Genomic DNA, 19,547 nt, shown 5'->3' on the forward strand with positions numbered 1-19,547 from the left:
CGCCGCCGCGACCGACGCCGCGATCGCAGCGGCCGTCGCGGCGCCGGCTGTCGTGATCACGCACGGACCGGATCCAGTTCGCTGGTTCAGCGACGGTGGCAGCGGAGAAGTGCCTGTCCCCCGTGTCGCAGCTGTCGACACCGCCGGCGCGGGCGACGCCTTCCACGGCGCGCTCGCCGTCGCCCTGGCCCGCGGCGACGACCTGCCGGCCGCGATCGGCTACGCCTCCGGGATCGCCGCCGTCCGCGTCACGCACGCCGGCCCACGAGCCTGGCTGTCCCACCTGCCCTGACCGCCGGCGTCACCAGGCCTGGAGAACAGACGGCGGCGGCCAGGAACAGCGAGGTCAGACCGTCTGGGCGAGACGGTCGGCGAGGAGTTTGGCGAACCGGGCCGGGTCCTCCAGGTCACCGCCCTCGGCGAGCAGCGCTGTCCCGTACAGCAGCTCCGCGGTGTCCGGAAGGGCCGCGTCGCCGGCGCTCCGCTCATGGGCCGCACGCAGGCCGGAGACCAGCGGGTGGTTGGGGTTGAGCTCGAGGATGCGCTTGACCCGCGGGCCCTCCTGCCCCATCGCCCGGTACATCTTCTCCAGCGCCGGGGTGATGTCGTCGGCGTCGCTGACCAGGCACGCCGCCGAGGTGGTCAGCCGGTGCGACAGCCGCACCTCCTTCACCTGCTCGGTCAGTTTCTCGGTGAGGAAGCCCAGCAGCGGCGCGAAGTCACCCTCCGGCTCCGGCTTCTCCTCGTCCTTGGGCAGGTCGACCGCGCCACGGGCGATGGACCGCAGCTTCTTCCCGTCGAACTCGCCGACCACGTCGACCCAGATCTCGTCGACCGGGTCGGTGAGGACCAGCACCTCGTAGCCCTGTGCGCGGAACGCCTCCATGTGCGGCGAGTTCTCCACCTGGGAGCGGCTCTCACCGGTCAGGAAGTAGATCTCCTCCTGGCCCTCCTTCATCCGCTCGATGTAGGCGGTCAGGGTGGTCGGCTCGGTGCCCTCGGTGGTGCCGAACGACGCGATCTCCAGGATCGGCTTGTGGTTGTCGGGCTCGGCGAGCAGGCCCTCCTTGACCGCCCGGCCGAACTCGCGCCAGAACGTCGCGTACTTCTCCGGGCTGCTGCTCATCAGGTCCTTGATCGTGGACAGGACCTTCTTGACCAGGCGGCGCCGGATCATCTGGATGTGCCGGTCCTGCTGCAGGATCTCGCGGGAGATGTTCAGCGACAGGTCGGCCGCGTCCACCACGCCCTTGACGAAGCGCAGGTAGTCGGGGATCAGCTCCTTGCTGTCGTCCATGATGAAGACGCGCTTGACGTAGAGCTGCAGGCCACGGCGGGCGTCCCGCTGGAACAGGTCGTGCGGGGCACGGGACGGGATGAAGAGGAGCGCCTCGTACTCGAAGGTGCCCTCCGCCTTCATGTTGATGATCTCGAGCGGATCGGTCCAGTCGTGGCTGATGTGCTTGTAGAACTCGTGGTACTCGGCGTCGGTGACCTCGCTGCGCGGCCGCGCCCACAGGGCCTTCTGCGAGTTGAGCGTCTCGACCTCGTCACCGCTGGTCTTGCGGATCGGGAACGCGATGAAGTCGGAGTACCGCTTGACGATCTCCTTGATCTTCCACGCGTCGGTGTAGTCGTAGAGGGCGTCGTCCTCGTCCTTGGGGCGCAGGTGCAGCGTCACGGCGGTGCCGACCGGCGCGTCCGGCGCGTCGTCGATCGTGAACGTGCCCTCGCCGGCCGACTCCCAGCGGGTGCCGTGACCCTCGGTACCCGCCTTGCGGGTGATCAGCTCGACCTTGTCGGCGACCATGAACGTCGAGTAGAACCCGACACCGAACTGGCCGATCAGCTCGGGGCTCTCCTTGGCCTCCTTGAGCTTGCCCAGCAGCTCCGCGGTGCCGGATTTGGCGATCGTGCCGATCAGCGCCACGACCTCCTCGCGGGTCATGCCGATCCCGTTGTCACGGACGGTCAGCGTGCGCGCCTCGGCGTCGACCTCGATCTCGATGTGCAGGTCGGAGGTGTCCGCCTCGAGCCCGTCCTGTAGCTTCGCCAGGCGCAACTTGTCCAGCGCGTCGGACGCGTTCGAGATCAGCTCGCGCAGGAAGATGTCCTTGTTCGAATAGATCGAGTGGACCATCAGCTGCAACAGCTGGCGCGCCTCTGCCTGGAACTCCAACGTCTCCATCGTCACCCGTTTCCGTCATGTCCGGTGTTACGCACCCGATCGTAGGACGCCCGCCGGTCGGCCCGTCAGGCGACGTGGTGCACCGACCCGGCGGGCGCCGGCGGTACCGCTTCCGGATGCAGGATCGCGGCGATCGCCTCCACCCCGTCCACGAGACGCGGCCCCGGTCGTACCACCAGGCCGTCGCCGTCGATCGCCCACACCGACGCGGCGGGGAAATGCGGGACCACCGCACCGGCCTGCCGGATCGCGCCCTCCAGGTGGTAACCGCACGGCGTGACCAGCACGATCTCCGGCCGCGGAGCGGCCAGCTCGGCCCACGAGACCCGCACCGAACGCTGCCCGGCCATCGCGGCGACCGGTTCGCCGCCGGCCGCGACGATCAGATCCGGCACCCAGTGCCCCGCGGTGAACGGCGGATCGACCCATTCCACCACGGCCACCCGGGGCCGGGGCCTCCCGGCCACCGCGTCACGCACCGCCGCCAGCCTCTCCCGCAGGCCGTTCACCAGGTCGACACCCCTTTCCGGTACGCCCACCGCGTCCGCCACCGCGGAAAAGGTCTCCAGGACCTCGTCGAGGGAGTGGGGATCGAGCGACAGGACGTCACTGGAGCAGCCCAGGTGGCTCAGCGCCCGGTCGACGTGCCCCGACGGCAGCGCACAGACCCGGCAGAGATCCTGGGTGAGGATCAGGTCGGGGTCGAGCCCGGCGAGCGCGTCGGCGTGCAGCGTGTAGAGGTCACCGCCGGCCGACATCTGGGTGCGCACGTAGTCGTCGATCTCGGCCGGGGTCATGCCGCTGGTGTCGCGCCCGCCGACCACGACCGTCTTCGTCGAGCGGGCGTCGGCCGGCTCGTCGCACTCGAACGTGACGCCGACCAGGTCGTCGCCGAGCCCGAGGGCGTAGACGATCTCGGTTGCGGACGGCAGCAGGGACACCAGGCGCATGACCCCATACTCCCGGACTACGACTGAAGGATGATGCCGCGGCGCGTAGTTACCACCTTGGACCGATGTGGCGGCGGTGCCCGGGCGGGAATGCTCGACGGCACCGGATCGGCGGCCGGCCCGCCGGTCCGGGCCACGGGGAAACGGGACAACTGGGGGACTCTGATGACGACGGCACCGCCGGCCCACGACGACGTTCTCGTTCTCGACTACCTGGCCACGCTCTGGGCGGCCGCCGGAGACCTGCCACCGGAGACCCGCGACGACCTGATGAACACGGTGGCCGGCTACATCGCGATGCGCCGCGACCTGGCCGACGAGCCGTCGCGGGTGCTCAGCCGGTTAGGGCCGCCCGACCAGTTGGTCGCCGCGGTGCGCCGTAGCGGCACGCCCACCCACCTGCGCCTGCCGGCCGCGCCGCTCCCGGCCCCGGCCGTCCCGGCGGGCGGTTCCGAGCGGGTGGCCGTCGGCCTGCTCACCGGCGGCGCCGTCGTGCTGCCACTGGTCGGCCAGGCCGCCGGCCTGATGATCGCCACGGTCTCGCCGCGCTGGAGCCCGGTGCAGAAAGCGGCGGCCTGGCTCCTGGCCACCGCTCCGCTCGCCGGCACGCTGCTGCTGCTCATCATGCTGGCCGGCGTCTCGATCTTCTCCGGCCTGGGCTTCCTGATGCTGTATGCGGCGGCGTGCACCGGCTCCATCGTCGCGGGCCTGACCCTGCACAGCTCCGCCCGGCCATGACCCCGCCCGCCCTCCCCTGATCCGGGCGTCAGAGACGCAGGCCGGCGATGATCGGCAGGTGGTCGCTGCCGGTTCGCGGCAGCGTCCGGACCGCGGTGACGGTGAGGGTCCGGGCCAGGACGTGATCGATGCGGGCGATCGGCAGGGCTGCCGGGAAGCTGAACGCGAAATCCGAGCCGTCGGTGGCCAGGTGGGCGGTGACCGGCCGCAGCCCCGGGTCGCCGGTGGTGGCGTTCAGGTCGCCGAGGAGGATCACGCGCTCGTGTGGTTCGGCGGCCAGTGCCGCGCCCAGCCGGGCGGCGCTGTCGTCGCGGCGGGCCGTGTCGAGACCGGTCGGCGACGGCCGCACCGATGACAGGTGCGCGACGTAGACGGCGATGTCACCGTGCGGGGTGCGGGCGACGGCGCGCAGACCGCGGTTCCAGTCGTCGCCGAGGCCGGCCGGGCGGATGTCCAGCGCCGCGGCCTCGATCAGCGGGTGCCGGGACCAGAGCGCGACGGTCCCATGGATCGTGTGGTGCGCGTACTCGGCGGGGAACGCGGCAGCGTAGGCGGGTGCGGCCTCGGGGGTGATCTCCTCCATCGCCACCAGATCCGGATGGCCCGCGACGAGCGTGCGGACGGTGCCGGCCGGATCCGGGTTCTCGTCGCTGACGTTGTGCTGAACGGCGACCAGATCGTGGGGCTCGTCGCCGTCCGGCAGGAGGTGCCCGCCGAAGACGCCGAGCCAGGCGACGAGCGGCACCATGACGGCGGCCAGCGCGGGCCGGGAGCGGCGCCAGGCGGCGAGACCGGCCAGAACCGGAACGGCCAGGCCGAGCCAGGGCCGGATGGTGGGCAGCAGACTCCCCACCGGGAACACCAGCGGCACGGCGACGATCACCGCACCGGGCAGCATCACGAACCACCCGAACCGGTCCCGTCCTTCTCGCACGCGGCGATGCTCGCACAGCGGATCAAGTGACCCACCGCGCCGGACCTCCGCCCGGTCGTCAATGCAGCGCCGGGGTGGGTGGAGCCAGGCCGGCGGGGTTCAGGAGGGCGGGGTCAGGCGGTCAGGGTCAGGGCGGCGGGGTCGGGCAGGCGGGGTTCAGGCAGGCGGGGTCAGGCGGCCAGGGCCAGGATTTCGGTCAGGACCTGGGTCCAGACCGCGCGGGGCGGGAACTCGTGGCCCACCCCGTCGAGCCATACCAGGCGGGCTCCCGGGATGCAGCGCGCCAGCTCCTCCGGATGGCCGGCCGCTATGTGCCGGTCCAGGGTGCCGTGCAGGACCACGGTCGGGGTCTCGATGTCGCCGAGCAGGTCGCGGACCGGCGGGCCGTACCCCGCCAGCCGATGGTTGACACGGCTCGCGGCCAGGTCGGCGGAGCGGTCGAAGACGCGTTCGGCGAGGCGGCGCAGCTGGGGTTCCCCCGGGGTGAACGGGCCGCCCCGGGCACGTACCTCGTCGATCATGCGGGCCACCGCCGCCTTCCGGTTCGACCAGTCGGTCTCATCGGTGGCGGGAGGCGCTTCGACCGTACGCACGACGGCGGTGACCGTGCCCGCGGAAAGGGCGACCGGGCCGCCGACGGTGACCGTCGCGTTGCCGGGGGGTTCACCGTCGACGCTGGTCGAGATGAGGGTGAGGCTGAGCACGCGGGACGGATGGTGCACGGCGACGCGCTGGGCGAGGGCACCGCCGAGGGAGAAGCCGACCAGGTGCGCCGCGGGGACGCGGAGTGCGTCGAGCACGCCGATGGCGTCGTACATCAGGTCGGCGCCGGAGTAGGCCGGCTCGCCCGCGGGGTAGGAGGTCGACCGGCCGGTGTCCCGGTGGTCGTAGCGGATGACGAACCGTCGGCCGGCCGCCAGGCGCCGGCAGAACTCGTCGTCCCACCAGTCCATCGAACTGGCGTCCGCCGCCAGGAGCAGCAGCGGAGGGTCGATGGGCTCGCCGAATGTCTCCACGCACATCTGGATGCCGTTGACCGGCAACATCGTCTCGGTCACCACGTGTTCATTGTGGCCAGCCTCACTGACAGCGAGGTTACGCCGACATCACATCGGATGACCGGGCCGCTGAGAGAACCCGGTCATCCGTTCGACCCTTACCGGGTCCGTGATGCTGCCACGGCGGCGGCCCGTGCCTGGCCGCGCACCACCCGCAGCGAGACCGCGGTCAGGCCGAGCGCGATACCGAACAGGGTGAGGTGCAGGTACGGGTTGGCGATCGGCACGAACCCGATGATCGCGACCGGGATCTGGACGACCCCGATCAGTGCGGCCAGCAGCCAGCGGCTGCCCCCGCTCCACAGCAGCGCCGTCCACACCGGAGCGGAGACGACCAGCAGGGTGAGCCCGTCCAGCAGCGTGTGCATGGCCGGGTTGTGCACCGCGTTGTGAGCGAACGCGCTCGCGGGCGACGCGATCCACAGCCCGGCGAGGACGAGGGCGAGAACGACAGCGGCACGACGCATGGGATCCTCCAGCGCAATCAGACCGTTGCTCCGAGTAATCAAGGTATCACCGACATCGCGAATCACGTCGATTCATTCGCCCCGTCGGGTTTGTTACACAGCGTTGCCCTTGAGGTTGATGATCTCGACCGTTCAGCCAGATGACCACCGTGAGTGATCATGGCTAGCCTCTCCCGGTGCGTTTGATCGAGATAGCAATGGCCAGTGCGATTACGATGAGTATTGGCGGCGTTTCTTACGTTGCGTTGAACCCATCGAAGCTTCAGTCCCGTACCCAGGCAGTCGCCGACCAGGCCACCTGCCGGACCGTGGACACGGCGATCGTCGGCTACCTGATGAACAACGGAGCGGCGCCGACGTCGATCCGGCAGCTCACCGGCTACGTGCGGGGCGACATCTCGAAGTACCGGATCGTCGACGGGGTCGCCGCCGGCCCGGGATGCGCGCAGACATAAGGCTCAGACTCCGGCACAGGGCTCAGACATAGAAGAAGTTCACCGCGATGCAACACTGGGATCTCTGCCGTAAACATCGCGTGCCGAGAATCCGCGGAACCATTTCCACTTGGAAGGTTCTGCCCATGTCTCACGCGGTCGGGAACAAGCACCCGGTCGACCAGATGCTGCCGGTCGGCCGTCTGGCGGTCCTGGGTCTCCAGCACGTCCTCGTCATGTACGCCGGATGCGTCGCCGTACCCCTGATCGTCGGCGGGGCGCTCAAACTGGACGCGACCACCATCGCGATCCTGGTCAACGCCGACCTGTTCGTCGCCGGCGTCATCACGATCATCCAGAGCCTCGGCGTGGGGAGGATCCTCGGCGTACGGCTACCGGTCGTCGCCGGCGCCACCTTCGCCGCCCTGAACCCGATGATCCTGATCGGTGCGAAGTACGGTCTGCCCGCCGTCTACGGCGCGTTCCTGGCCGCCGGCGTCTTCGGCCTGCTCGTCGCCAGGCCCTTCGCGAAGATCATCCACCTGTTCCCGCCGCTGGTCACCGGCACCGTGATCACCGTGATCGGCCTGTCCCTGATCGACGCCGGGGCCGGGCTGATCGCCGGCACCAACGAGGACGCCCCGGGTTACGGCGCCCTGGACAAACTGGCCCTGGCCGCCGCGATCATCCTCCTGATCATCCTGGTCAACCGGTTCGCCCGCGGGTTCCTCGCCTCGCTGTCGGTGCTGATCGGCCTGATCTTCGGCGTGATCGTGGCCGCGCTGATGGGCCTGGTCGACTTCTCCGGGGTCGGCGAGGCGAGCTGGTTCGGCCTGGCCCGCCCGTTCTACTTCGGCCCGCCCGAGTTCCAGGCCGCCGCGATCGTGTCGATGTGCACGGTCATGCTGATCATCTACGTCGAGTCGACCGCCGACATGCTCGCCGTCGGTGAGGCGGTCGGCCGGCGCCCGTCCGAGAACGACATCGCCCGCGGCCTCGCCGCCGACGGCCTCTCCGGCATCCTCGCCGGTGTCTTCAACTCGTTCCTCGACACCGCGTTCGCCCAGAACGTCGGCCTGGTCCAGGTCACCCGCGTCCGCAGCCGCTTCGTGGTCACCGCGGCCGGTGTCATCCTGGTGCTGCTCGGCCTCATCCCGAAACTCGGCGAGATCATCGCCGCGGTCCCGGGCCCGGTCATCGGGGCAGCCGCCCTGGTCATGTTCGCGACGGTCACCGCCGTCGGCATCCGAAGCCTCCGCCGTGTCGAGTTCGACGGCACCAACAACCTGCTGATCATCGCGGTCTCGATCGGCGTCGGCATGATCCCGGTGGTGGCGCCGGCCTTCTACACCCGCATGCCCGACGAGCTGGAGATCATCTTCGGCAGCTCGATCACCACCACGGTGATCGTCGTCTTCCTCCTGAACCTGCTGTTCAACGGCTGGTCCCGCCCCACCCCGGACACCACCCCACCCGCACCCGACTCCCCTGCACCCGTCTCCCCTGCACCCACCTCGCCGGCACCCACCGACGGCACCGCCCAGGCCGATCCCGTCCCGGACGCACCGTCGGCAGCCGAAACCCCCGAACCCGCGGGGACTCCGGCAGCGACGGAACCACCGGCCAAACCCTGACCAGGTCCATCCACCAAAGATCAACGGCCCGCGGAGGTACGCTCCGCGGGCCCCGTCGTCAGCTGAGGCCCGCTCGCGCAGCACAAGCACCGCCTCCACCCACGAGCCGTCGCCCGGCCGATCACCGCACCAGCGACAGCCGAGATCGTCAGCCGTCACCCAGACACCCCTCGGGCCGGGAACAACCGTGCTACGCGACGGCCGACGACCTCAGCCGTCACCCAGACACCCCTCCCACCCCGGACAACCGTGCTGGACTACAGCTGGCGATCTGGCTTATAGGCAACTTGTTGCATAGGTGTTTTGTTGTCTATGCTGCGGCCAGATGGTGGCTGCGAGGAGGCAGACGACATGGCCGGTGCGTTCGAAACGCTGCTCAGCCCGCTCGATCTGGGGCACACGACGCTGCGCAATCGCGTCGTCATGGGGTCCATGCACACCAAGCTGGAGGACCGGCGACGGGACCTGCCGAAGCTCGCCGCCTTCTTCGCGGAGCGGGCCAGGGGCGGCACCGCCCTGATCGTCACCGGCGGCTACGCGCCGACGTGGCGGGGCTGGCTGCTCCCGTTCGGCAGCCAGATGACCACGGCGCGGCAGGCCCGGGCGCACCGGACGGTCACCGGGGCGGTGCACGAGCACGACGGGAAGATTCTGCTGCAGGTGCTGCATGCGGGGCGGTATGCCTACCACCCGTTCAGCAGGGGGGCGTCCGGGCGGAAGTCGCCGATCACGCCGTTCAAGCCGAGGGCGATGAGCAGCCGTGAGGTGGACCGGACGGCGACGTCGTTCGCGCGGGCGGCGGAGCTGGCGAAGCGGGCCGGCTACGACGGTGTGGAGATCATGGGGTCCGAGGGCTACCTGATCAACCAGTTCCTGGCGGCGCGCACGAACACCCGTACCGATGCCTGGGGTGGATCCGCCGCGAAGCGGATGCGGTTTCCGCTGGAGATCGTGAAGCGGACCCGGGACCTGGTCGGCGACGACTTCATCGTGCAGTACCGGATCAGCCTGCTGGATCTCGTCGACGACGCCCAGTCGTGGGAGGAGACCGTCGAGCTGGCCCGTGGCCTGCAGGAACGCGGCGTGTCGATCCTGAACACGGGTATCGGCTGGCACGAGGCACGGGTGCCGACGATCGTGACGTCGGTGCCGCCGGCCGCGTTCGCGTGGGTGACCGGCAAGCTGCGGCGTGAGGTGGGCGTGCCGGTGATCGCGTCGAACCGGATCAACCGGCCGGAGATCGCCGAGGAGATCCTGGCCGCCGGTGACGCGGACCTGGTGTCGATGGCGCGCCCGCTGCTGGCCGACGCCGAGTTCGTCAACAAGGCGGCGAGCGGCCGGGCCGCCGAGATCATCACGTGCATCGCGTGCAATCAGGCCTGCCTGGATCACACGTTCGGCAACAAGCGCGCCACCTGCATGCTGAACCCGCGTGCGGCGTACGAGACCGAGCTTGTTCTTCTCCCCACCCGTACCCGGAAGAGGATCGCGGTCGTCGGGGCGGGCCCGGCCGGCCTCGCGGCCGCCGTGGAACTGGCCGGCCGCGGTCATGGGGTTGATCTCTTCGAGGCGGCCGACCGGATCGGCGGGCAGTTCACGCTGGCGGCGCGGATCCCCGGCAAGGAGGATTTCGCGCACACGCTGGCCTACTACCGGCACATGATCGGGACGCGTGGGGTCACGCTGCACCTCGGCAAGCGGGCGACTGTCGACGACTTGACCGATTTCGACCACGTGGTCGTGGCGACCGGCGTGGTCCCGCGGGTGCCGCCGATCCCGGGGATCGACCATCCGAGCGTGCTGACCTACCAGCAGGTCATCAACGGAACCCACGCGAACGGAACACACGCGAACGGAACACACGAGATCGGCGAAACGGTAGCGGTGATCGGGGCGGGCGGGATCGGCTTCGACGTGGCCGAGTTCCTGCTGCACGAGCCGGGCGAGTCCGCCGAACACTGGATGCAGCGCTGGGGTGTGACCGATCCCGATCAGCAACGGGGCGGGCTGGCGACGAAGGTGAAAGCCCCGCCGCGCCGCGAGGTGTACCTGCTGCAGCGCAAGGCGAGCGCGCTCGGCAAGGGTCTCGGCAAGACGACCGGCTGGGTGCACCGCGCGACGCTGCAGGACTCCGGCGTGACCATGCTCGGCGGGGTGGAGTACGTGCGGGTCGACGACGAGGGCCTGCACATCACCGTGCCGGTGAACCCGAAGGACCCGAAGTCGCCGCGGGAGGCGCGCATCCTGGCGGTGGGCACCGTCGTCGTCTGCGCCGGCCAGGAGTCGGTGAACGACCTGGTCGTGCCGCTGACCGCGCGCGGTGTGGACGTGCACGTGATCGGCGGCGCCGACGTGGCCGCCGAACTCGACGCGAAACGAGCGATCAAACAGGCGACCGAACTCGCCGCGAAGTTGTAAGGAAACCCATGCCTCTTGTGACCACGCGGATCGAGGACGGGATCGCCCACGTGCGCCTGTCCCGCCCGGAGAAGCTGAACGCGCTCACCCTCGACACCCTCACCGAGCTGGTCGCCGCGGCCCGCAGGCTGCGCCGCGACCGGACGATCCGGGCCGTGGTGATCGCCGGCGACGGCCCGTCGTTCTGTTCCGGGCTGGACATCCCGGGCACGATGAAGAACCCGCGCCGGATCGTCGGTGCGTTCGTCCCGGCGCCGTGGCGGGGCACGAACCTGTTCCAGGAGGCGTGCTGGGCGTGGCGGCGGGTGCCGGTGCCGGTGATCGCGGCCGTGCACGGGCACTGCTTCGGCGGCGGTCTGCAGATCGCGCTGTCGGCGGACTTCCGGTTCGCCACGCCCGATTCGCGCTGGTCGGTGCTCGAGGGCAAGTGGGGCATCATCCCCGACATGACCGGTGTGCGCAGCCTCACCGAGGTGGTCGGCCTGGACGTCGCGAAGCGGCTCACCATGACCGCCGAGGAGGTCTCCGGCAGCGAGGCCGCCCGGATCGGCCTGGTCTCCGAGGTCCACGACGACCCGGTCGAGTCGGCGACCGCTTTCGCCCAGCGGCTCGCGACCCGGTCCCCGGACGCGGTGGCCGCCGCGAAGAGGCTGTTCGACGGCGCGGTCACGTCCAGCGCCCGTCGCACCTTCGCCCGGGAGCGCCGCGAGCAGCTGCGGCTGCTGCTCCTGCGCCGCAACACGAAGATCGTGCAGAAGGCCGCGATGACGAAGACGGCTCCCGAGTTCCGCCCGCGCGGCTCGTAACCTGGGTCCCGTGTCGCTACGCAACGCCGTCCTGGCCGCCCTGATCAACCGGGAGGCCTCCGGATACGAGCTCGCCAAGCAATTCCACGTGTCGGTCGCCAACTTCTGGACCGCCACGTCGCAGCAGCTCTACCGCGAGCTGGACAAGATGGAGACGGACGGCCTGCTCGCCGCCCGGGTGGTGGCGCAGGAGAAACGGCCGGACAAGCGGCTCTTCTCGCTCACCGCGGCCGGGCGGGCGGCCTTGACGGCCTTCACCAGGCAGGATCCCAAACCGACGACGGTACGCGACGAGCTGCTCGTCCAGATCGAGGCGCTGGCACACGCCGACGTGGCCAGCGTCCGGTCGTCGATCGAGTCCCGGCTGGAGTCGAGCGCCCGCCGCCTCGACTCCTACGAGCAGCGCCTCGCCGAGATCCTGGCCGGCCGCAGCGAGGACGACTTCCTGGCCACCGGCAACCGCATCGGCCCGTACCTGACCTTGCAGAGGGGCATCATCTTCGAGCGCGAGAACCTGACGTGGGGCCGCCTGGCCCTCACGGTCCTGGATCGTCGCTTTCCCGCGGGCTAACCGACCAGAGCGTGCTCGCGGTGCGGGGCGGACCAGCGGCTGCGGGCCGCCTCGCGGACCCGGGACGCCTGGTGGAGCCAGACGATGTCGCGGCCGAACGACCAGGTCAGCGAGCCCAGCGCGACGGCCAGGGCGAAGACGGACAGCCACGTCGGGAGCAGGCCACTGGCCACGACGGCGAGCATGACGCCCTGCTGCGCGGCGACGACCTTGCGGCCGAAACGCGGGGGCAGCGGGGCGGTCAGCCAGGGCAGCGCCCACGACGCGGCGACGAACACGTAGCGGAAGCCACCGATCGCCAGCGCCCACCAGCCGTACTGGGCGGCGGTGAAGACGCTCAGCACCAGGATCAGGAACGCGTCGATCTCCATGTCGAACCGCGCGCCGAGCGAGGTGGTGGTGCCGGTGCGGCGGGCCACCTGGCCGTCGACGCCGTCCAGGGCCAAGGCGACCGCGGCGACGGTGACGAGCAGGGCGACCGGGGCGTCCGGGGTGAACACCATCGCGGTGACGCCGCCGGTCAGGATCGCCCGGGAGAGGGTGACCGTGTTCGCCCATCCGAGCCGGGTCATCCCGGTGTGCTGTAACGCGTAGCCGAGCAGCCCGCACAGGACCGCTCCGTAGGCGACGCCGGCGAGCAGGCCCCAGGTGCCGAGCCCCACCGTCGCGGCGAGGGCGGCGAGCAGGAGAAGCTGGGCGGCAAACCCGGCCAGCGGAGCCCGGAGGGGACTCGTCGTGGTCGTGGCGGTACTGATCGTCACCGTTCCTCCTGGACGTAGGGTTTAGCCGCTGTCCCCGATCAACACGCTCTCCGGGGAGTTTTGGTTCAGTGTCGAAAGGAACCGCTTTGCAGGCTCGTGCTTTCTGGATGACTTGCCCCGGAACCGGGGAGATACGCCCCGAGCACGTGCCGGATCCCGGCCCGGGTGACGTGGTGGTGCGCACACTGCACTCCGGGGTGAGCCGTGGCACGGAGACTCTGGTCTTCCAGGGGCGGGTGCCGGAGAGCCAGTGGGCCGCGATGCGCGCGCCGTTCCAGGAGGGCGACTTCCCGGCCCCGGTGAAGTACGGCTACCTGAACGTGGGCGTCGTCGAGGCGGGTGTCCCGGAGCTGATCGGGAAGACGGTCTTCTGTCTGTACCCGCACCAGACCCGTTACGTGGTTCCGGCCGACGCGGTCACCGTCATCCCGGACGACGTGCCCGCGGCCCGCGCGGTACTGGCCGGCACGGTGGAGACGGCGGTGAACGCGGTGTGGGACGCGGCCCCGCAGATCGGCGACCGGATCACGGTGATCGGCGGCGGCATGGTCGGCGCGTCGGTCGCCGCGGTCCTGGCCGGCCTCCCGGCCACGGATGTGGAACTCGTAGACATCGACCCCAACCGGGAAAATCTCACCAAGTCACTTGATATCCGTTTTGCGCAGCCAGCCACAGCGCGCGCCGACCGCGACCTGATCATCCACGCCAGCGCCACCGAAGCGGGCCTCGACAAGGGCCTGGAACTCCTCCGCACCGAGGGCACCCTGGTCGAGCTGAGCTGGTTCGGTGACCGGCGGATCTCCGTACCCCTGGGGGAGAACTTCCACAGCCGCCGCCTCACGATCCGCAGCAGCCAGGTCGGCGGCATCTCCCCGACCCGCCACCGGGGTTACGCCGAGCGTTTCCAGGTGGCCCTCGAGTTACTCAAGGATCCCCGGTTCGACGCGCTGATCACCGGCCACAGCCCGTTCGAGGAGCTGCCGGCGGTCCTGCCGCGACTGGCCGACGGCACGCTCAAGGCGCTCTGCCACGTCATCGACCACCCGGACGACCACCCGGACGACCACCCGATTTGATCTTTCCGGATCGGGTACCCGTAGTACCGCACCGAACCACACCTGAGGAGTAGCCCTTGTTCAGCGTCACCGTCCGCGACCACATCATGATCGCGCACAGCTTCAGCGGCGAGGTCTTCGGACCGGCGCAGCGCCTGCACGGCGCCACCTTCGTGGTGGACGCCACGTTCCGCCGCCCGGAGCTGGACGACGACAACATCGTGGTCGACATCGGCCGGGCGAGCGAGCAGCTGCACACCATCTGCTCCGGGCTCTCCTACCGCAACCTGGACGACGACCCGGAGTTCTCCGGCGTCAACACGTCCACCGAGTTCCTGGCCAAGGTCATCGCCGACCGCCTCGCCGTCCGCGCCCACGCGGGCGAGCTCGGCGCCGGCGCCACCGGCCTCACCGGCATCTCCGTCACCCTCCACGAATCACACATCGCCTGGGCGTCCTACGAGCGCGACCTGTGATCCTCCCGCTGTTCGCGGTGCTGCCGGCGTCGGTCGACGACCCGGCGGCACCGAGCGGCGGCAATCGCTACGACCGCGAGGTTCTGAGGCGGCTCTCCTCCCCCACCCCGGCTCTCCCAGCGTCCGCCGTGTCTCTCCCGGCGTCCGCCGCGTCTCTCCCAGCGTCCGCCGCGTCTCTCCCGGCGTTCGACGTGCATGAGCATCTGCTCGGCGGAGCCTGGCCGCGTCCCGCCGAACCGGACCGCCAGGCTCTGGCCGCTCTGCTCGGCGACATCCCCACCGGCTCGCTCGTGCTGATCGACGGCCTGATCGCCTGCGGTGTCCCCGGCGTGCTCGAACCGCACGCCACCCGCCTGCGCCTGGCCGTCCTGGTCCACCTTCCGCTGAGTGACGAGACCGGCCTCACCGACAGTGACGCCGCCGAGCTCCGAACCCTGGAATCCCGCACCCTGCGCCTGGCCGCCGCCGTGATCGCCACCAGCGAACCGGCCGCCCGCCGAGTCGAGGAACTGCACGACCTGACCGGCGTCCACGCGGTCGCACCGGGAGTCGACCGGTCCCCGCTCGCCACCCCGTCCCCCACCGGTCACCGCCTGCTCAACGTGGCGTCCCTGACCCCGCGCAAGGGTCAGGACCTCCTGCTGACCGCCTTGCAGCAGCTCCCGGACCTTTCTTGGACCTGCACCGTCGCGGGCGCAGGCCGGATCCCGGCCCTCGCCGTCCCACCCCCGGCGACCCTGGCCCTGTCCACCGCCGGTGCCCTGGCACCGTCCTGGATCACCCGTCCGGTTCGCGGGCAGGACCGGCACACCGTCCGGTTCGCGGGTGCGCTCGCCGGTGTGGCGCTCGACGAGGTCTATGCGGAGGCGGATCTGTTCGTGTTGCCGTCGCGGGCCGAGACCTACGGCATGGTGGTGACGGAAGCCCTGGCCCGTGGCCTGCCGGTGGTCGCCGCCGAGGTCGGTGGGGTACCGGAGGCGCTCGGCACCGCGCCCGGCGGCGGGATCCCGGGCCGGTTGATCCCGCCGAACGACCGGGACGCCCTGGCCGCCGCCCTGCGAGACTGGCTCACCGACGGTGAGCTGCGAGAACAATGGCGTGCGCACGCCCGCGCACGCCGCGCGACACTGACCGGCTGGGACGAGACCGCCCGCAGCCTGGCCCAGGTGCTGACCGGCAGTTGATGGCAGCGAAGGCCGCCCCGGAGAAAGCGGCGCTGACGAACGGCCCGGAGACGCCGGCCGGCGGAGGTGGCCGATGAGACCGACGATGCCAATGACAACGACGATGCCTGAAAACGACGATGCCTGAAACGACGATGCCTGAAAACGACGATGCCGAGGAGAACGACGATGCCGAGGAGGCACACATGACCGAAGTGCACGGCAAGATCGAGTCCGAGACGCTTCTGGTGACCGGCACCGGCCGGCTGGGTGGGCCGCTGCCCGGGGCCGGGCCCAGGATCGGCGGCGCGTTCAGCGAGACCGGGCCGGCCGACCACACCGAGGCGGGTGGCGCCGACGGGGCGACCATCAGCGACGAGGCCGGTGAGTTCAGCGCCGCCTGGCTGTCGCTGCGCGAACCCGCCGACGCCGCCGCGCGGGCCCTCGACCTCGTCGACCTGCTGCCGGGCGCCGTGCGGACGGTCCGCGACCTGGGCTGCGGCACCGGCTCGCTGGGTCGGTGGCTGACGCCGCGGCTGGGCTCCGGCCAGCACTGGATCATGACGGATCGCGATCCCGCGCTTTTGCTGCGGGCCGCCGCGGGTATGCCGGACGGGGTGACGGTCAGCACACAGCGCCTGGACGTCGCCGACCTGACCCCGGCCGACCTGGCCGGCACCGATCTGGTGACCTGTTCGGCGCTGCTGGACCTGCTCACCGCCGAGGAGGTGGAACGGCTGGCCGGTGTGTGCGCCCAGGCGCGGGTGTCGGTGCTTTTCACCCTGTCGGTGACCGGCGAGGTGCAGCTGGCGCCGCACGATCCGCTGGACTCCGAGGTCGAGGCGGCGTTCAACGCGCACCAGCGACGGACGGTCGACGGGCGGCGGCTGCTCGGGCCGGATGCCCCGCAGGTCGCGGCGGAGGCGTTCGCGAAGGTGGGGGCGGCTGTCACGGTCCGGCCGAGCCCGTGGCGGCTCGGCCCGGCGATGCCCGCGCTGACCGCCGAATGGCTTCGCGGCTGGGCCGGGGCGGCCGCCGAGGAACGCCCTGACCTACCGGTCGGACCCTACCTGGAACGGCGTCTGGCAGCACTTCCGCATGCTTCCGTGGGTCACAAGGATGTTTTAGCGATCTTCGAGTGAACCCTGGGCCGCCGACCGGGCGTACTAGTCCTCGGAAGCTACGAGGGGACGATGGACGTGAACCGATCGATCTGGGCCTGGCTGCGCCTGGTGGGTGGCGCCGGCATTCTGGCTCTGGTGATGTGGCGGCTCGGGACCGGCGCGTTCCTGGACGGGCTGCGGGTTCTCGACGCGGGCGCGCTGCTGGCGGCGCTGGGGATCGGCGCCGCCACCACGTTGCTCAGCGCGTGGCGGTGGTGCCTGGTGGCCCGCGGCCTCGGGATGCGGCTGACGCTGAAGGACGCGACCGCCGACTACTACCAGGCACTGTTCCTGAACGCGGCCCTGCCGGGCGGGATCCTCGGCGACGTCGGCCGGGCGGTGCGGCACGGCAAGGGTGAGGGCGACCTGGGACGTGGGGTCCGGGCCGTGGTGCTGGAGCGTACGGCGGGACAGATCGTCCTGCTCCTGGTGGGTGTGGCGGTGCTGGTCTCCGTACCCTCGCCGGTCTTTGATCTCCTGGCCGCGCACGGGCCGGTGGTGGCCGCTGTCGCCGGTGGAGCCGCGGTGGCCGGCGCCCTGATCGTTCTCGGTCTCCGCCGGCTGCGGGCCGGGCGTTCGAAGGCGGCCGGCGCGGCCCGGACCGGGATGAACGAGATCCGCGCTGGTCTGCTGTCGCGGCGCAACGGGCCGGGCGTGCTGGTGGCGTCGGCGGCGGTGCTGGCCGGGCATCTGGCGACGTTCCTGGTCGCCGCGCGGGCCGCCGGCAGTGCCGCCTCGCTGCTGGAGCTGGCGCCGCTGCTGCTGCTGGCGCTGATCGCGATGGGCCTGCCGGTGAACATCGGCGGGTGGGGCCCCCGTGAAGGCGTGATGGCCTGGGCGTTCGGCGCCGCGGGCCTGAGCGCCGCGCAGGGTCTGACGATCGCCGTCGCCTACGGCATCCTGGCGTTCGTCGCCGCCGCTCCGGGTGCTGCCGTCCTGGTGGTGCGGCTGATGGCCCGGCGGACCGGGCAGGCCGTGCCGCAGCCGGTGCGGGAGCTGCAGCCGGTACAGAAGCCGCAGCCGGCGCAGAAGCCGGCACCGGCGATGGCGGCGGTCCCGGTGGTCGTGCCGCTTCCGGTCGCCCGCACGATTCCGGCGATGGTACGTGTGGGCGCCCGGCAGCCCGCCTACTCCGGTGGTGTCGCGGCTTGACCGCAGCGTTAGAAGTCTCGGAGCGGTGCGGCGGCTCAGCCGTGCCCGAACCGCTCGGAGAGCGCGTAACGCAGCAGCACCACGTCGCCCATCTGACGGACCTCGGCGAGGGTCGCCCGATTGTCCGGGCCCCACGGGAACACGCCGTCGTGCACGAAGCGGGGCGCCCGCGAGTCACCGACGAAGAACGGCGCGACCACGAGCTGCAGCTCGTCGGCGAGACCGGCGGCCAGGAACTGGGTGTGCATGTGCCCGCCACCCTCGACCATGAGCCGGCGGACACCACGCCCGCCCAGGTCGGCGGCGACCACCCGGACGTCCACCGGGTCGCCGCCGTCGATGACGGTGGCCCGGTCGCCCAGCAGCTTGCGCGCGCCGTCCACGGTCGACGTCGCACAGTAGACCAGCTTGTCGGCCTCGCCCGTGGTGAAGAACGACGCCCCGGGGTCGAGGTGGCAGCTGCTGGTCACGGTGACCTTCACCGGGTCGGGATCCGCCCCGCGGGCGACCCGCTCGGCGCGGCGGGCCGCGGAGCGCACCAGCAGGCGCGGGTTGTCCTGCCGGATCGTCGCGGCGCCGACCAGGATCGCGTCGCACCCGGCGCGCTCGGCGTCGACCCGGTCGAAATCGGCGTCGTTCGACAGGAGCAGCCGCTCCTCGGTGGCGTCGTCGAGATATCCGTCGATGGACATGCCACAACTCAGCAAGGTGTAAGGACGCTCAGCCACCGATGATGCCTCCAGGTATCGGCCCCCACCATAATCCCCGTGTGCGGGGGCCGAACTCTGGGCAGAGGATCAGACGGTGCGGATCAGACGGTGCGCCGAGTTCGGCGGGAACCACACGAGGAGGACCGATGTTCGAAGCCACGACCGTTACCAAGGCCGGCATCCGACGGCAGGTGACTGTGCCGCTGCGGTTCCCCGACGGCTACGCGACCACCGCCCGGGTGATGACCTTCGACGGCCTGGCCGACGGCAAGGAGCATCTCGCGCTCGGTCTCGGTGACTGGCAACGGGCCCTGACCAAGTCCGCGGCCGGCGGGCGGGCCCCACTGGTCCGGCCGCACAGCGAGTGCCTGACCGGTGACGTGTTCGGCAGCCAGCGCTGCGACTGCGGACCGCAGCTGCGCGAGGCGGTGGAACGGATCGCGGAGCAGGGCGGCTTCCTGCTCTACCTGCGACAGGAGGGCCGCGGCATCGGGCTGTACGCGAAACTCGACGCGTACGCGCTGCAGGACGACGGCCTCGACACGTACGAGGCGAACGTGGCGCTGGGCCGGGGCGAGGACGAGCGCGACTACACGGCGGCCGCGCAGATGCTGCTCGGGCTGGGTGCGACCCGGATCCGGCTGCTCTCCAACAACCCGGACAAGGCCGGCCAGCTCGCCGACCTGGGGATCGACGTGACGCAGCGGATCCCGACCGGCGTGCACCTGTCGGCGGCCAACGTCCGCTACCTCAGCGTCAAGGCGTCGCACACCGCCCACACCATCGATCTCCCCCTGGCAGAGTGACGTTCAGAGCCTTCCCGCGGTAGGTCCGGCACGATGGCATGGTGACGGACGGCAGGGTGACGG

Annotated in this window: 20 protein-coding genes; 13 read left to right on the forward strand and 7 right to left on the reverse strand. The window is 70.9% G+C overall.

Features of this window, described 5'->3' with window-relative positions:
- The coding region (locus ACFO0C_RS38580; protein ID WP_378071746.1) for a carbohydrate kinase family protein at positions 1-292 on the forward strand (292 nt) is incomplete at its 5' end.
- A 54-nt stretch (positions 293-346) separates the two neighbouring features.
- Here the strand turns inward: ACFO0C_RS38580 and htpG are convergent.
- Positions 347-2,194 carry a molecular chaperone HtpG gene (gene htpG / locus ACFO0C_RS38585; protein WP_378071747.1) on the reverse strand — a complete coding sequence of 616 codons (1,848 nt, stop codon included), beginning with the start codon at positions 2,192-2,194 and terminating at the stop codon, positions 347-349.
- A gap of 59 nt (positions 2,195-2,253) precedes the next feature.
- Entirely contained in the window at positions 2,254-3,138 is an 885-nt protein-coding gene (locus tag ACFO0C_RS38590; RefSeq protein ID WP_378071748.1) for a cobalamin-binding protein, read from the reverse strand.
- 165 nt (positions 3,139-3,303) lie between these two features.
- On the opposite strand from ACFO0C_RS38590, the gene ACFO0C_RS38595 reads away from it, so the two are divergent.
- Positions 3,304-3,876: an HAAS signaling domain-containing protein gene (locus ACFO0C_RS38595; RefSeq protein ID WP_378071749.1), complete on the forward strand. Its 573-nt coding sequence runs from the start codon at positions 3,304-3,306 to the stop codon at positions 3,874-3,876.
- Between the two features lie 28 nt (positions 3,877-3,904).
- Here ACFO0C_RS38595 and ACFO0C_RS38600 read toward each other — a convergent pair whose 3' ends face one another.
- From ACFO0C_RS38600 to ACFO0C_RS38610, 3 genes are all read right to left on the reverse strand, one after another.
- Positions 3,905-4,810: an endonuclease/exonuclease/phosphatase family protein gene (locus ACFO0C_RS38600; protein ID WP_378071750.1), complete on the reverse strand. Its 906-nt coding sequence runs from the start codon at positions 4,808-4,810 to the stop codon at positions 3,905-3,907.
- Positions 4,811-4,980: 170 nt separating this feature from the next.
- Complete coding sequence (locus ACFO0C_RS38605; protein ID WP_378071751.1) at positions 4,981-5,871, reverse strand: alpha/beta fold hydrolase; 891 nt, start codon at positions 5,869-5,871, stop codon at positions 4,981-4,983.
- 95 nt (positions 5,872-5,966) lie between these two features.
- The gene (locus ACFO0C_RS38610) at positions 5,967-6,335 is read right to left on the reverse strand and encodes a hypothetical protein (protein ID WP_378071752.1); all 369 of its coding nucleotides are present in this window, start codon (positions 6,333-6,335) and stop codon (positions 5,967-5,969) included.
- Between the two features lie 176 nt (positions 6,336-6,511).
- On the opposite strand from ACFO0C_RS38610, the gene ACFO0C_RS38615 reads away from it, so the two are divergent.
- The 5 genes from ACFO0C_RS38615 to ACFO0C_RS38635 all read left to right on the forward strand — a co-directional run bounded on the left by ACFO0C_RS38615 (position 6,512) and on the right by ACFO0C_RS38635 (position 12,198).
- Positions 6,512-6,790, forward strand: a complete 279-nt coding sequence (locus ACFO0C_RS38615; protein WP_378071753.1) for a hypothetical protein — start codon at positions 6,512-6,514, stop codon at positions 6,788-6,790.
- A 125-nt stretch (positions 6,791-6,915) separates the two neighbouring features.
- A complete protein-coding gene (locus ACFO0C_RS38620) occupies positions 6,916-8,403 on the forward strand; it encodes a nucleobase:cation symporter-2 family protein (RefSeq protein ID WP_378071754.1) in 1,488 nt (495 codons plus the stop codon).
- A 351-nt stretch (positions 8,404-8,754) separates the two neighbouring features.
- Positions 8,755-10,821, forward strand: coding sequence for an oxidoreductase (locus ACFO0C_RS38625; RefSeq protein WP_378071755.1), 2,067 nt, complete (start codon positions 8,755-8,757; stop codon positions 10,819-10,821).
- 8 nt (positions 10,822-10,829) lie between these two features.
- The gene (locus ACFO0C_RS38630; RefSeq protein ID WP_378071756.1) at positions 10,830-11,627 is read left to right on the forward strand and encodes a crotonase/enoyl-CoA hydratase family protein; all 798 of its coding nucleotides are present in this window, start codon (positions 10,830-10,832) and stop codon (positions 11,625-11,627) included.
- Positions 11,628-11,637: 10 nt separating this feature from the next.
- Positions 11,638-12,198 (forward strand): PadR family transcriptional regulator, encoded by a 561-nt coding sequence (locus tag ACFO0C_RS38635; RefSeq protein WP_378071757.1) that lies wholly within the window; start codon positions 11,638-11,640, stop codon positions 12,196-12,198.
- On the opposite strand, the gene ACFO0C_RS38640 is transcribed toward ACFO0C_RS38635, so the two are convergent.
- Positions 12,195-12,959, reverse strand: a complete 765-nt coding sequence (locus ACFO0C_RS38640; RefSeq protein ID WP_378071758.1) for a CDP-alcohol phosphatidyltransferase family protein — start codon at positions 12,957-12,959, stop codon at positions 12,195-12,197. The two genes, ACFO0C_RS38635 and ACFO0C_RS38640, sit on opposite strands and share 4 nt — an antisense overlap.
- Positions 12,960-13,066: 107 nt before the next feature.
- On the opposite strand from ACFO0C_RS38640, the gene ACFO0C_RS38645 reads away from it, so the two are divergent.
- The 5 genes from ACFO0C_RS38645 (at position 13,067) to ACFO0C_RS38665 (ending at position 17,968) form a co-directional block, all read left to right on the forward strand.
- The gene (locus ACFO0C_RS38645; RefSeq protein ID WP_378071759.1) at positions 13,067-14,035 is read left to right on the forward strand and encodes a zinc-dependent alcohol dehydrogenase; all 969 of its coding nucleotides are present in this window, start codon (positions 13,067-13,069) and stop codon (positions 14,033-14,035) included.
- 56 nt (positions 14,036-14,091) lie between these two features.
- Entirely contained in the window at positions 14,092-14,490 is a 399-nt protein-coding gene (locus ACFO0C_RS38650; protein ID WP_378071760.1) for a 6-pyruvoyl trahydropterin synthase family protein, read from the forward strand.
- The gene (locus ACFO0C_RS38655; protein ID WP_378071761.1) at positions 14,487-15,674 is read left to right on the forward strand and encodes a glycosyltransferase family 4 protein; all 1,188 of its coding nucleotides are present in this window, start codon (positions 14,487-14,489) and stop codon (positions 15,672-15,674) included. Before ACFO0C_RS38650 ends, ACFO0C_RS38655 begins: the two co-directional genes overlap by 4 nt.
- 185 nt (positions 15,675-15,859) lie before the next feature.
- The gene (locus ACFO0C_RS38660; RefSeq protein WP_378071762.1) at positions 15,860-16,795 is read left to right on the forward strand and encodes a class I SAM-dependent methyltransferase; all 936 of its coding nucleotides are present in this window, start codon (positions 15,860-15,862) and stop codon (positions 16,793-16,795) included.
- Between the two features lie 51 nt (positions 16,796-16,846).
- Positions 16,847-17,968: a lysylphosphatidylglycerol synthase transmembrane domain-containing protein gene (locus tag ACFO0C_RS38665; protein WP_378071763.1), complete on the forward strand. Its 1,122-nt coding sequence runs from the start codon at positions 16,847-16,849 to the stop codon at positions 17,966-17,968.
- 35 nt (positions 17,969-18,003) lie between these two features.
- Here ACFO0C_RS38665 and ACFO0C_RS38670 read toward each other — a convergent pair whose 3' ends face one another.
- The gene (locus ACFO0C_RS38670; RefSeq protein WP_378071764.1) at positions 18,004-18,696 is read right to left on the reverse strand and encodes a RibD family protein; all 693 of its coding nucleotides are present in this window, start codon (positions 18,694-18,696) and stop codon (positions 18,004-18,006) included.
- Positions 18,697-18,824: 128 nt separating this feature from the next.
- Here ACFO0C_RS38670 and ACFO0C_RS38675 point away from each other — a divergent pair, with 128 nt between their 5' ends.
- Positions 18,825-19,484 (forward strand): GTP cyclohydrolase II, encoded by a 660-nt coding sequence (locus ACFO0C_RS38675; protein WP_378071765.1) that lies wholly within the window; start codon positions 18,825-18,827, stop codon positions 19,482-19,484.
- Positions 19,485-19,547 lie beyond the last annotated feature (63 nt).

This window comes from Actinoplanes subglobosus (assembly GCF_042650585.1).
Classification (GTDB): domain Bacteria; phylum Actinomycetota; class Actinomycetes; order Mycobacteriales; family Micromonosporaceae; genus Actinoplanes; species Actinoplanes subglobosus.

What these genes read in the sequence shown, in the direction of transcription:
- ACFO0C_RS38665 (WP_378071763.1), top strand. Translation starts at nt 16,847, where the DNA reads ATGGACGTGAACCGATCGATCTGGGCCTGGCTGCGCCTGGTGGGTGGC.
- ACFO0C_RS38645 (WP_378071759.1), top strand. Translation starts at nt 13,067, where the DNA reads ATGACTTGCCCCGGAACCGGGGAGATACGCCCCGAGCACGTGCCGGAT.
- ACFO0C_RS38620 (WP_378071754.1), top strand. Translation starts at nt 6,916, where the DNA reads ATGTCTCACGCGGTCGGGAACAAGCACCCGGTCGACCAGATGCTGCCG.
- ACFO0C_RS38610 (WP_378071752.1), bottom strand. Translation starts at nt 6,335, where the DNA reads ATGCGTCGTGCCGCTGTCGTTCTCGCCCTCGTCCTCGCCGGGCTGTGG.
- ACFO0C_RS38630 (WP_378071756.1), top strand. Translation starts at nt 10,830, where the DNA reads ATGCCTCTTGTGACCACGCGGATCGAGGACGGGATCGCCCACGTGCGC.
- ACFO0C_RS38675 (WP_378071765.1), top strand. Translation starts at nt 18,825, where the DNA reads ATGTTCGAAGCCACGACCGTTACCAAGGCCGGCATCCGACGGCAGGTG.
- ACFO0C_RS38590 (WP_378071748.1), bottom strand. Translation starts at nt 3,138, where the DNA reads ATGCGCCTGGTGTCCCTGCTGCCGTCCGCAACCGAGATCGTCTACGCC.
- ACFO0C_RS38660 (WP_378071762.1), top strand. Translation starts at nt 15,860, where the DNA reads ATGACCGAAGTGCACGGCAAGATCGAGTCCGAGACGCTTCTGGTGACC.
- ACFO0C_RS38625 (WP_378071755.1), top strand. Translation starts at nt 8,755, where the DNA reads ATGGCCGGTGCGTTCGAAACGCTGCTCAGCCCGCTCGATCTGGGGCAC.
- ACFO0C_RS38595 (WP_378071749.1), top strand. Translation starts at nt 3,304, where the DNA reads ATGACGACGGCACCGCCGGCCCACGACGACGTTCTCGTTCTCGACTAC.